Annotated in this window: 11 protein-coding genes; 8 read left to right on the top strand and 3 right to left on the bottom strand. The window is 34.4% G+C overall.

Annotated features, from left to right (window positions below):
* The first annotated feature begins 115 nt into the window (after positions 1-115).
* From ccoS to IRZ80_RS14000, 8 genes are all read left to right on the top strand, one after another.
* Positions 116-295 carry a cbb3-type cytochrome oxidase assembly protein CcoS gene (gene ccoS, locus IRZ80_RS13965; protein WP_115810731.1) on the top strand — a complete coding sequence of 60 codons (180 nt, stop codon included), beginning with the start codon at positions 116-118 and terminating at the stop codon, positions 293-295.
* Positions 296-357: 62 nt separating this feature from the next.
* The gene (gene ccoN, locus IRZ80_RS13970) at positions 358-2,535 is read left to right on the top strand and encodes a cytochrome-c oxidase, cbb3-type subunit I (RefSeq protein WP_194642189.1); all 2,178 of its coding nucleotides are present in this window, start codon (positions 358-360) and stop codon (positions 2,533-2,535) included.
* A gap of 15 nt (positions 2,536-2,550) precedes the next feature.
* The gene (locus tag IRZ80_RS13975) at positions 2,551-2,718 is read left to right on the top strand and encodes a CcoQ/FixQ family Cbb3-type cytochrome c oxidase assembly chaperone (protein WP_115810727.1); all 168 of its coding nucleotides are present in this window, start codon (positions 2,551-2,553) and stop codon (positions 2,716-2,718) included.
* Between the two features lie 25 nt (positions 2,719-2,743).
* The gene (locus IRZ80_RS13980) at positions 2,744-3,676 is read left to right on the top strand and encodes a cbb3-type cytochrome c oxidase N-terminal domain-containing protein (protein ID WP_194642242.1); all 933 of its coding nucleotides are present in this window, start codon (positions 2,744-2,746) and stop codon (positions 3,674-3,676) included.
* 80 nt (positions 3,677-3,756) lie between these two features.
* Positions 3,757-5,175 carry a cytochrome c oxidase accessory protein CcoG gene (gene ccoG, locus IRZ80_RS13985; RefSeq protein WP_194642190.1) on the top strand — a complete coding sequence of 473 codons (1,419 nt, stop codon included), beginning with the start codon at positions 3,757-3,759 and terminating at the stop codon, positions 5,173-5,175.
* Between the two features lie 52 nt (positions 5,176-5,227).
* Positions 5,228-5,680 carry a FixH family protein gene (locus IRZ80_RS13990; RefSeq protein WP_194642191.1) on the top strand — a complete coding sequence of 151 codons (453 nt, stop codon included), beginning with the start codon at positions 5,228-5,230 and terminating at the stop codon, positions 5,678-5,680.
* 120 nt (positions 5,681-5,800) lie between these two features.
* On the top strand, positions 5,801-6,502 hold the full coding sequence (locus IRZ80_RS13995) for a sulfite exporter TauE/SafE family protein (protein WP_194642192.1): 702 nt from the start codon (positions 5,801-5,803) through the stop codon (positions 6,500-6,502).
* 148 nt (positions 6,503-6,650) lie between these two features.
* On the top strand, positions 6,651-7,790 hold the full coding sequence (locus tag IRZ80_RS14000) for a restriction endonuclease (protein WP_194642193.1): 1,140 nt from the start codon (positions 6,651-6,653) through the stop codon (positions 7,788-7,790).
* A 247-nt stretch (positions 7,791-8,037) separates the two neighbouring features.
* Here IRZ80_RS14000 and hemN read toward each other — a convergent pair whose 3' ends face one another.
* The 3 genes from hemN to IRZ80_RS14015 form a co-directional block, all read right to left on the bottom strand.
* The gene (gene hemN / locus IRZ80_RS14005; protein WP_194642194.1) at positions 8,038-9,402 is read right to left on the bottom strand and encodes an oxygen-independent coproporphyrinogen III oxidase; all 1,365 of its coding nucleotides are present in this window, start codon (positions 9,400-9,402) and stop codon (positions 8,038-8,040) included.
* Positions 9,403-9,526: 124 nt separating this feature from the next.
* Positions 9,527-9,997, bottom strand: a complete 471-nt coding sequence (locus IRZ80_RS14010) for a hypothetical protein (RefSeq protein WP_194642195.1) — start codon at positions 9,995-9,997, stop codon at positions 9,527-9,529.
* A 594-nt stretch (positions 9,998-10,591) separates the two neighbouring features.
* Positions 10,592-12,604 (bottom strand): DUF349 domain-containing protein, encoded by a 2,013-nt coding sequence (locus IRZ80_RS14015; protein WP_194642196.1) that lies wholly within the window; start codon positions 12,602-12,604, stop codon positions 10,592-10,594.
* Positions 12,605-12,625: the final 21 nt, after the last annotated feature.

Consider the following 12,625-nt stretch of genomic DNA (forward strand, 5'->3'; position numbering starts at 1 on the left):
ATTACGTATTTATGTGAATTTTTTTCATAATTTTAACATATTAGATTAAATATGATAATTGTCATTTTTTATAAAAACGGATAAATATAATTTTGTCAACTTAATATTTAAGTTTATGAGCGTTATCTATTTATTAATTGCCATTAGTATTTTTGTCGCTATTGGATTTTTCATTGCTTTTGTTTTTGCAGTAAAATCAGGTCAGTACGATGATGATTATACTCCGTCTGTCAGAATGCTTTTTGACGATGAATTAATAAAATCTTCCCAAAATAAATCTAAAATTAAAAGCTAAACTCCTCTTTAATCTTTAATGGTTAAAGTCTATTTTTTACAACCTTAAAAACAATTACAAATATGGAAATGGAACAATTTTATTATGACAACAAAATTGTAAAGAAGTTCATTTATGCGACCATACTTTTTGGAGTAGTGGGAATGTTAGTAGGTCTTATATTGGCTACGATGTTCCTTTTTCCAAATATGACCGATGGTATTTCATGGTTAAGTTTTGGAAGATTGAGACCTTTACATACCAATGCCGTAATTTTTGCCTTTGTTGGTAATGCGATGTTTGCGGGTGTTTATTATTCGCTGCAAAGGCTGTTAAAAGCCAGAATGTACAGTGATTTCTTGAGCAACCTGAATTTTTGGGGATGGCAGTTAATAATTGTCGCCGCTGCTATTTCACTTCCGTTGGGATACACTTCCTCAAAAGAATATGCCGAATTGGAATGGCCTATTGACATTGCGATTGCTTTAATCTGGGTAGCTTTTGGGATTAACATGATTGGTACAATGCTCAAAAGAAGAGAGCGTCATTTATATGTTGCCATTTGGTTTTACTTAGCTACATTTATTACAGTTGCCGTACTTCATATTTTTAATAGTTTGGAGTTACCGATTTCTGCTATGAAAAGTTATTCTGTTTATGCAGGAGTACAGGATGCTTTGGTGCAGTGGTGGTATGGTCATAATGCAGTTGCTTTCTTCCTGACAACACCATTTTTGGGACTGATGTATTATTTTGTGCCAAAGGTTGCTAATCGTCCTGTTTATTCTTATAGATTGTCTATTATCCATTTTTGGTCGTTAATATTTTTGTATATCTGGGCTGGACCTCACCATTTATTATACTCAGCTTTGCCAACTTGGGCTCAGAACTTAGGAGTTGTATTCTCAGTAATGCTGATAGCTCCATCTTGGGGAGGTATGATTAACGGACTTCTTACTCTGAGAGGAGTTTGGGACAGAGTACGTGAAGAGCCGGTTTTGAAGTTTTTTGTTGTTGCAATGACAGGTTACGGGATGGCAACTTTTGAAGGACCAATGCTTTCTCTTAAAAATGTAAATGCAATAGCGCATTATACCGATTGGATTATTGCTCACGTTCACGTTGGAGCATTGGCTTGGAATGGTTTTATGGCTTTCGGTATCATTTATTGGCTGATTCCAAGGATGACAAAAACTACTTTATATTCTACTAAACTGGCTAATTTCCATTTCTGGGCTGGAACACTGGGGATTATTTTATACGCATTGCCATTATATCTAGCAGGTTTCCTTCAGGCTTCAATGTGGAAGCAGTTTAATCCTGACGGAACCTTAACTTATGGTAACTTTCTTGAAACGGTTACTCAGATTATGCCAATGTATTGGATGAGAGCTATAGGTGGATCTCTTTATTTATTAGGGATGCTTACATTAGTTTATAACATTATCCAAACAGTTAGAGCTGGTGAAGAAGTTGAGGATGAATTAGCAGAAGCTCCAGCTTTACAATCTATTAGTTCAGGAAGACTTAGAGGAGAAAAATACCATTCCTGGCTGGAAAGAAAACCAATCAAAATGGCAGTGTTCGCGACAATCGCAATATTAATTGGAGGAATTATACAGATTGTGCCAACGATTATGGTGAAGTCTAATATACCGACAATTACAAGTGTTAAGCCTTATACACCTTTGGAACTGGAAGGGCGTGATTTATACATTCGTGAAGGCTGTGTGGGCTGTCACTCACAATCGGTTCGTCCGTTTAGAAGTGAAGTAGAGCGTTATGGACCGCAGTCCAAAGCGGGAGAATTTGTGTATGATCATCCATTTTTATGGGGATCAAAACGTACTGGTCCCGATTTGTTAAGAGTTGGAGGAAAATATAATGACAACTGGCATTTCAATCACTTTTGGAGTCCGCAGAGTATTTCAGCTGGTTCTATTATGCCTAGCTATAAATGGCTGTTTGATAATAAAGCAATGGACATTTCAATGACCGAAAAGAAAATGAAAGCTATGGTTACCCTTGGAGTTCCTTATACCGAAGCTCAAGTTTCAAATGGATTGAAAGATTTAAGAGCACAGGCAATTGCCATTGAAGAAAGTCTAAAAAATGATCCTGATTTTGTAAAAAGTTATGAGGACAGCAAGAAAAAAGCTCTGGCAAAAGGTGAAAAATTTGTTCCAATGAACGAAAGAGAAATTGTGGCCTTGATTGCTTACATTCAAAGACTGGGAACTGATATTAAAGTGAAAGAATAATTAAAAGTAAACGTTATGTTTGAGCAAATAAAACACAATATGGAAACCATTGCAGGTGTTGCCATATTTCCTATACTATCGTTGCTGATTTTCTTTTTCTTTTTTATTGGTTTAGGACTTTGGGTTTACTCCTATAAAAAAGAAACTATAGACGAAATAAGCCAAATCCCGCTAGAAGACTAATTGTACAATTTCAAAATAATAAATGATGAAAAAATTAATTCCATCTTATCTAAGAGTCCTTTTTATATTTTTTGCTGCTTTTGGGCTGCTGGAATATCTAATTGATTCCGGAAATAGGCCAGCATTTATAAAATATCCTATGGTTGCTGTCTTTTTGTTTGTGCTGCTTTTCCTTTTGATTGCAATCGAAATAACATTATCAGCAGTTGATAAAATTAGTTATCTGCTGCTGTCGGCCGAAGAGAAAGAAAAGATTGCGCAGCAGGAAGCTTTGGGGACACAAGAAGATAATTGGTATAAAAAAATAGTAAACAGTTTTACTAAATCTGCTTCTGTTGAAGATGAAAAACAATTATTGATGGACCATGATTATGACGGAATCAAGGAGCTGGATAACAATTTACCGCCATGGTGGGTATATTTATTCTACGCTTGTATTGTTTTTGCTGCAGTATATTTGGTTCGTTATGAGATTATGGGAGCTCCAGATCAGGAAGCCGAATTGAAAGCTGAAGTAGATCAGGCCAAAATTGAAGTAGCCGAATATATGAAAACGGCACCTGATTTAATGGATGAAAAAACAGTAACTTTACTAACTGATCCTGCCGATTTGGATAAAGGAAAAGCAATTTTTCAGACTAATTGTGTGGCTTGCCACCGAGCTGATGCAGGAGGGCAGATTGGACCAAATTTAACCGATGATCATTGGATTTTGGGTGGCGGCATCAAGAATTTATTTCACACTATAACTAATGGAGGCCGAGACGGTAAAGGGATGATTGCCTGGAAAGGTACTTTGAAACCAAAAGAAATTCAGGCGGTTGCCAGTTATGTAATTTCTTTAAGAGGAAGTAATCCGAAAGATCCAAAAGCACCAGACGGTGATATATGGGTAGAAGACGGAGCACCGGCAGCTGCTTCTGCAGCACCTGCAGCAGACAGTACTCAAGTAAAATAATAATAATTTATAAAAAAAAAGAGCTTTGTCAAAATTCATTACTTTGAGAAAGCTCTTTTTTAGTATTTAAAAACAAAAAAATGTCAAGTAAACTGGACGAATCTTTCAGAGATACCATCGGGACTGTCGATAAGGAAGGCCATAGAAAATACATTTATCCCAAAAAACCATCTGGTAAGTTTTACGATTACAGAAAATGGGTCAGTTATTTTTTATTGATTGTTCTTATTGTGAATCCGTTTATAAAAATTAACGGAAACCAGTTCATGATGTTCAATGTTTTGGAACGCCGTTTTAATATTTTCAGCTTTCCTTTCTGGCCGCAGGACTTTTATATTTTTGTTCTGTTTATGGTAATTGGTGTTGTATTTGTTATTTTATTCACGGTTATTTTTGGTCGGATTTTTTGCGGATGGATTTGTCCGCAGACTATTTTTATGGAAATGGTTTTTCGCCGGGTCGAATATTGGATAGAAGGAGATAGAGGAGCACAGATTCGATTAGAAAAGCAGGAATGGAATGCTGAAAAAATAAGAAAGAAAGCTTTAAAATGGTCTGTTTTTCTTTTGATTTCATTTCTAATTGCCAATGTGTTTTTGGCATATCTTATCGGAAGTGACGAATTATTTCGTTTGATTGAAGATGGACCTTTGGCACATTCGAGCAGTTTTATTTCGCTATTGATTTTTACAGGAGTTTTTTATTTTGTTTTTGCCTGGTTTAGAGAACAAGTCTGTATTATTGCCTGTCCTTACGGAAGGCTTCAGGGTGTTTTATTGGATAAAAAATCAATAAACGTGGCTTATGATTTTGTTCGCGGAGAAAAAGAAGCTGGCAGAGCCAAATTTAATAAACAAGAAGACCGGGCTGCTTCGGGAAAAGGCGATTGTATCGATTGTAAACAATGTGTGCATGTTTGCCCGACAGGAATTGATATCCGTAATGGAGTGCAGCTGGAATGTATAAACTGCACGGCCTGTATTGATGAATGCGATACTATAATGGAGGGGGTAGGATTGCCGAAAGGACTTATCCGTTATGCTTCGGAAGATGAAATAGAAACCAAAGCTAAGTTCAAATTTACTGCCAGAATGAAAGGTTACACGGCAATTTTGGTGATATTGGTTGGTGTGCTTACTGGGTTACTATTTTTAAGAACCGAAGTAGAAGCTACTGTTTTGAGACTGCCGGGACAATTATATCAGCATAAAGGAGATAATATTAGTAACATATATACTTTTAAAATTATCAATAAAACCAATCATGATATCCAAGACATGAATTTTAGATTGGTTGGAATTAAGGGAACGTTGAAAGTAGTTGGTGTTCAGGAGTTAAAAGTTCCTAAGCACGGAATGTCTAGCGGAACCATGTTTATTGAGATTAACCGTTTTTTGCTGGAAAGTGACAGAACCAAATTAGAGATCGATCTTTATGAAGGTGATAAAAAAATAGAAACAACTTATACTAATTTTTTAAGTCCGAGGAGTTTTGACTAGGTTTGGCTTATTTTAAAAATAGTTATTGAAACAATATTAAAAAAAAGTAATAATGAAAATTAATTGGGGAACTTATATTGTAATTGCATTTGCATTGTTTATCAGTTTTATTATGTATTTTGTTTTAAAAGTTCAGTCCGACAGCAAGTATGATAATGACCTGGTTGTGGAAGAATATTACAAGCATGATGTTCATTTTCAGGACGAAATGGCACGTATTCAAAATGCTCATGATTTAAAAGAAAAACCTGTAATTACTTTAGATACAAAAGGTGTAACGGTTTCTTTTCCGGCAGTTTTTTCGCCAAAGGATATCAAAGGAACAGTTGCTTTATATAGGGCTTCCAACAAGAAATTTGATTTTCAGGAACCGCTTTCGTTTACAGATTCGGCTTCGCTGTTTATACCTAAAGATAAGTTTGTTGGCGGCGAATGGTACATTAATATGGAATGGAAATATCAAGGAAAGTCCTATCTGACCAAAGAAAAAATTTATATTAAATAGAATTAAGAAAATAGATAAAAGAGGATAGAATGAAGAAATTGAGGAGAACCAGATTTAGTTTTTAAATTCTTCTTCCCAAATCTGCAATCTAAAGTCTAAAATCTGCAATCTCAAATCACAATGCTTTACACCGCTTTTTTATTTGGTTTAATCAGTAGTTTTCACTGCGTAGGAATGTGCGGGCCTATCGCTATGATGCTGCCTGTGGAGCGAAATAATCCTGCCAAAAAAGTAATTCAGATTATCACATATCACTTTGGAAGGCTTACAGCTTATGGAAGTATTGGTTTACTTTTTGGGCTGTTGGGAAAAGGTTTGTTTTTGGCTGGAATACAGCAGCAGTTATCTATTTTTATTGGTGTTGTAATGATTTTGGTGATTTTAACTCCCGAAAAGATTTTTTCTAAATATAATTTTTCGAAACCCGTGTACGGCTGGATTTCAAAAATCAAGCAAAATCTGGGCAGTCATTTCAAAAATAAAAGCTTCAAATCTCTTTTTATCATCGGGCTGCTGAATGGTTTTCTGCCGTGTGGAATGGTTTATGTAGCTTTGTTTGGAGCAATAGCCATGCAGAGTGCCGGTTTTGGAGTTTTGTATATGCTGCTTTTTGGATTAGGAACAGTGCCATTGATGAGTTTAGTGGTTTATATCAATTCGTTTCTCACTGTTTCTATTCGTAATAGGATTCAAAAAGTGATTCCGTATGTGGGAGTAGCAATTGGCATATTATTTATTTTGAGAGGACTTGGACTTGGAATTCCTTATGTTTCTCCTTCGAATATGAGTTTGTTTGTAAAGGAAAGAGCCAATTGCCATTAATTGGTTTTGCAAAAAACGTTTTCTATTTTAAAGGGATTTAGAAAATTACATTTTGTTAAATTTGACGAATAGTAAACTTTATATTCAGGCTGAAAATTGAGTTGACTAAATATAATTGAGTGAATTAGCAACCAAATTTGAGCATCTTATGAAGTCTTTTGCAGAAATTGATATTGAAAATAACGGGAATTATCTAAAATTACTTTCAGCAGTTTCAAAACTTTCGGGTCTTTTCAGCGAAAGTGCTGTTCCTTTCATTAATTATCGGGTTGCGGAGAATATTTTTTGCAGAAGTTTTAATGCTGGAAATCTTTCCCGGTCTGATACTGCTTTTGATGCCAATTATAATTCACTTGGTGTTGGTCTCAAAACTTTTGTCTGTAACAGCAATTCCAGTACCGAAAAAGTGGCAGAATTCAATTCTTTATCAAGAACTTTAAAAGATTTTAAAGGAAAAGAACTTGCTTTAAAGCTTGGTGAGTTCAGAAATGACAGAATAAATTTGGCAAATCGTGTTTATAATATTGAGAATTCCCTATATCATATTGTTGCCCGCAGAGAAAAAGAATTATTGCTTTTTGAAACCGATTATAATAGTATTGATACTGCCAATATTCATTCAGTAAAGGATACTAAAACTAGCCTGCAGTTTGAAGACGGACATAATCTGTATACTTTCAATTATTCAAAAAGTACGCTTTTTAGAAAATTTATTATTTCGCCAAATGCCTTTCATCTGCCAATTGATATAATCGAAGATCCTTATTCTTTGCTGCTTGAATTATTTGAAGAAAATAAGAATTTAAAAACAGCTTCAGACAAATTTGTAAAAGGCGAAAATTATGTAATTCTGCCTCTTTATGGCATTCTCAAAGGGGAAAAATTCATTTTTGAAAGAAGCGGTTTAAATCAATGGAATGCGAATGGAAGAAAAAGAGATTTTGGAGAAATTTACATTCCAATCCCTGCTGAATTAAATAAAAAATATCCAGATTTCTTTCCTAAACGGGATCAGGATTTTAATTTGCAGATTCCTACAGGTGAAATTTTTACGGCAAAAGTCTGTCAGGAAAATTCAAAAGCCTTAATGACAAATCCGAATAAAGCTTTGTCTGACTGGCTTCTCCGAAGAATTTTGCAGCTTAAGGAAGGAGAATTGGCGACAATTGAAAAACTTGATAAATTAGGTTTTGACAGTGTTATTATTACGAAAGATGAAAATAGCGATTTCAAAATTGACATTATGAAAACGGATGCTTTCACTGAATTCAATTCCACAGCCATATAGATTCATAAGAGCAAATATATAAAAACTGTCTGCGGAGATTCCTTGTTTTGCGTGAGGGATGGCAGTGGAGCTCTTTTTTAGAGAGGCTTTTTTCGGCCTCTCTAAAAAAAGCGGGAACGTACAGCCTGGCCTGCAGTCTCGTCTTTTTTCTGACGAGACGGAAGGACACGCCCAAAGAGCTTTAAAAAAAGATGAATTTAATAATTAAGATGGTACTTTAGAGGATTAATTTATCCTTATGTCTTTTTTAAATTGTCATTGAAAACAATGCTGTTTCTGGTGCTTTTCTTTTTAATCTTAAATCAAATGCCATACAGATGTTGCGCACATATGGTTTTCCTTCTTCGGTCACAATGATTTTATTTTTTTCTATAACCAGCAGACCGTCAATTTCCATTTCTTTCAGCTGCATTATAATCTCGGGGATTTCAGGAACATAATTTGCTGCATCCTCCCAGCTGGTTTCAAATTGGCACATCAGATTCAGAATGTGTTTTCTGACGATTAAATCTTCAGCAGATAATAGATGTCCTCTGTAAACAGGCAATTCGTCTGATTCCAATATTTTGTAATATTCTTCGATAGTTTTGACGTTTTGCGCAAAACTGTACCAGCTGTCGCTTATGGATGAAACACCCAGTCCAATCATCAGCTGGGTTTTTGAAGAGCTGTAACCCATAAAGTTTCGGTGCAGTTTTTTAGTATCAAATGATTTATACAGACTGTCAGATTTTAAGGCAAAATGATCCATGCCGATTTCGTAATATTCATTTTCAAAGAGCAGTTCTTTTCCAACTTCGTATAGTTTTCTTTTGGCATCGTCTTTTGGAATGTCTTCGTCATGAAATCCGCGCTGTCCGTTTCCTTTTATCCACGGTACATGGGCATAACTATAGAATGCTAATCGATCAGGCTGTAGTGAATTGGTTTTTTCGATTGTATCCACTATGTTTGTAATTTCCTGAAATGGCAGGCCAAAGATTATATCATGACCGATGGAAGTATATCCTATTTTTTTTGCCCAAAAAGTAACTTTGGCCACATTATGGAAAGGCTGAATTCGGTGGATCGCTTTTTGTACTTTTTCGGAATAATCCTGAACGCCAAAACTCACTCTTCTAAAACCTAAATCATATAATTTCTGCAGATGGGCAAGAGTCGTGTTATTTGGATGTCCCTCAAAACTAAATTCATATCCTTCGGCTTTTTCGGCTTGTGAAAATATCCCGTTTATTAGGTTTTCAAGGCTTTCTATTGAGAAAAATGTAGGTGTTCCCCCGCCTAAATGAATTTCTTTAATTTTTGGTTTTTTATCTAAAATTTCACAGTAAAGTGTCCATTCTTTTAAAACTGCTTCAATATATGGGTTTTCGACATTGTGATTTTTGGTGATACGTTTATTACAGCCGCAAAATGTGCATAGACTTTCGCAGAAAGGAAGGTGAATATATAAACTGATACCCTCTGTACTGTTGCTTTCCAGAAAAGATTTTTTTAGGGTCTGAAGCCAAATTTCTTTTGTAAATCCTGACTCATCCCAATAAGGAACCGTAGGATAGCTTGTGTAACGAGGCCCAGGTACATTGTATTTTTGAATTAGTGAGGTTTTCATAATTTCGCATTTAATGTAAATGACAAAATTAGGCTGACTTTTTAATGATTAAAATGATAATTGTCATATTTTGTTTGTAGTTATTTATTGACAAAGAGGCTCGTGTGAGCCTCTTTACTGTTTTTTATAGTGTATCATTGATTAAACCAACCCATTTTTTTGCTAGTTTGTGATCTTCAAACAGACAATTAAAATCAAGATAATGATTCTCGATATTATAAATTGGAATCATTTCTTTTTTCATAGTGTTTTTATGAACGAGTTCTATTTCAACTTTTTCGATGGTGCCTAATTTGCTTCGGGTAGTTTCAATTAGGTTACAGAGTATAATATCTTTTAAGTTAACGAAATATGCAGTTTCTTTTTTATAACTGAAATCAATGAAAAGGAAACCTTTGTTCTTTTTATCTAACGACAGGATTTTTTTGTTCTGTGTTTCGGATAATTCAAAGTCGTAATGATTGTTTTGACTGTATTGTTTCTTTATCTCTTTAATTTTGGCTCTGTTCGTTATATTGGAACGGAAGACTAATGTTATCGGGATGCCTATTAAAATTGTAATTATAAGGCCTATTATGGTTACTGATGTGTCCATTTTTTAATTTTTTTGTGATTAGATATAATGATTTATTTCCTTGATTCGGAAAGAATCAGGAAAAGACAAAAGCCGTTATTGGCTTTTATAAACCGCAATTATGAGATTTAATCACCAAAAATAATGGAAGGGAAAAAGTAAAATCGAGACTTTTGAGCATCTGTCGATGTCTTGATCCGATAGAATTATTTTGAGGTTATTTTCTTTGAGATTAGAAAATAATTGGAGTAAAGTATTGCTGTCGTTTATGTCAACAGGAATACGGCTGTTAGATTTTAGCTCAGGAGTTCCTCTTTCTATACTTGGCTGAACGAAATGAGAAACACTTAAACTTTCTTTGTTAATGTCAGTACTGCTTTCCTTTTGAAAAGAAATTATAGTATCGTGATTTGCGCTGTGTGCAAATGCGAACTGGAGTAAGAGCCCAATAAATACGATAAATTTCCAAAAAATCTTCATACTGCAAAAATAGATAATTGGCTTTTGATCAGCGGAGTGTATTGTGGTAAATGAAAGTTAAAATTGCATGTTTTTATTAAAAAAGCCTCAAAATTATAGGTTTGAGGCTTAGTAAAGTATTGTTATTTTTGAATTTTATTCCTGATTCAAATTTCTCAATTGTTTTAGTTTTTCTTTCCAGACATCAAGGCTTTCTTTGTGAATAGCTATGTTTTTTCGAACCTCTAATACTATTGAATTTTCTTTTTTTGAATTTTTTGTATTTGCAAAAAACTGAATGTTATTTTCTAATTGGAAAATTTCATTTTGTACTTCCTCGATTTTACGAATTAGGAAAATTTTCTCATTATCGAGTTTTCTGGTGTCGTTGCTTTCAGAAAGATTCTCCATTCTGTTGGAGAAACGCATCATTTCAGTATCTTTTTTGCTTAAGCTTAATTTTTCGAATAAAGCGTCAAGGATTTTGTTGAATTTTCCTTCGATATGTCTTCTTGGGAAAGGAACTTTACCAAAGTTTTTCCAAGTTTCGATATGCAGTTTGATAGCGTCCAGATCGGTTTTGTGATCACCGGTCAATTGGAATTCTCTCAGTGTTTCCAAATAGGCTTTCTTTTTGTCAAAAGCTTCAACTTCGTCAGCGTTTTCAACGTTTTTATGTTCTTTTAGCTTGTCGAAATAATGGTTACATGCTTCTCTGAATTCATTCCAGATTTTATCTGAATATTTTCTAGGAACATGACCGATTTTTTTCCAGTCTTCCTGAATCTGCTTCATGATAGGAGTTGTGCTTGCAAAATCAACACTTTCCTGCAATTCTTTGGCTTTTTTAACCAAAGCTATTTTTTTATTCAGATTGTCGTTTTGGTCTTTTTTGATGTCTTTGTAGAAAGAATTTTTGAAACTGTTGAAATTTCTAACTGCAGTTTTAAAAGCAGCCCAAGTGGCTTCATTTACATCAGATGGAACTTTTCCGGCTGAGAAAAACTCAGAACGAAGTGCTTCTACTTTTTCAATCTGTGCCAGCCATTGTGAATGGGCATTCACTTTTTCGGTAGCTAAAACTTCAATTTTGGCAATAATATCTTTTTTCTTTTCTAAGTTTTCAAGCTCAGTTCCTCTTAAAGCTTCAAACAAAATTTCACGTTTGTCGTGCATTTTTTTTGTAAGTTCACTGAATTGGTTCCAGATTTCATCACGGTGTTCTCTAGAAACAGGACCAATATCTTCTTTCCAGATCCGGTGTAAATCCTGTAATTCTCTAAAAGCTTTATTGATATCTGCTTCTTTAAGCAGTTCTTCAACACGGGCAACAATTTTTTGTTTTTGTTCCAAATTGTATTTGAAATCAATATCTCTTGCTTCTCTGTCTAAGTGCAGATAGTCATAAAAATTCTCAACATGAAAATGATAATTATTCCAAACGTGGTTGTATTTGTCTTTTGGGATAGATCCTGCATTTTTCCAGCGGTCTCTTAGCTCATTAAAATGATTTAAAGTGTCTTTGATGTTGGCCTGCGGATTGATTAATTCTTTTAATTCCTCTACAATAGCCAGTCGGACTTCCAAGTTGGATTTTAAATTGGATTGTAAGCTCTTGAAATGAGTATTTTTATTGTCTTTGTAAATCGTGTAATATTGATCAAATTTTGATTTTAGTGGAAAATGATATTGAAATTCTTCATTAGGATCTTGATTTTCCTGATTGAATTCTTCTCTTTTTTCTTCGATTAGATGGTTGTATTTGGCCAAAAATGCTTTACGGATTTCCTCAACATGTTCTTTAATAGACATTACTTTTTCATTTGTAACTAAATTTTTCAATTCGTCTACAAGTTTGTCCATTGGCAATGCTTCATAATCCAGCATTGGTATGTCATGGCGTTCTTTTAACGTTTCATCTTCGCTTTCTTCAGCATTGGTCTCGGCAATAGCGTCAAGTACGTTTTGTTTTTCATCAGCTGTACTTTCACTTGATGTTACTGGCTCAGAAACTGGTTTTACAGTATTTTCCTCTGCCACAGCATCATTGATTTCATTTTCTGCATCCACAGAAACTTCTGATAGAACTGCTTCCTGCAATTCATTAGCTGTTTTTCCGTCTGTCTCATTTTCTTGAATTGACAGGTTATCGTTCTTTTCTTCTAACATTTTTGTGAATGTTTAAGGTTT

Source organism: Flavobacterium sp. HJJ (assembly GCF_015351475.1).
Lineage (GTDB): Bacteria > Bacteroidota > Bacteroidia > Flavobacteriales > Flavobacteriaceae > Flavobacterium > Flavobacterium marginilacus.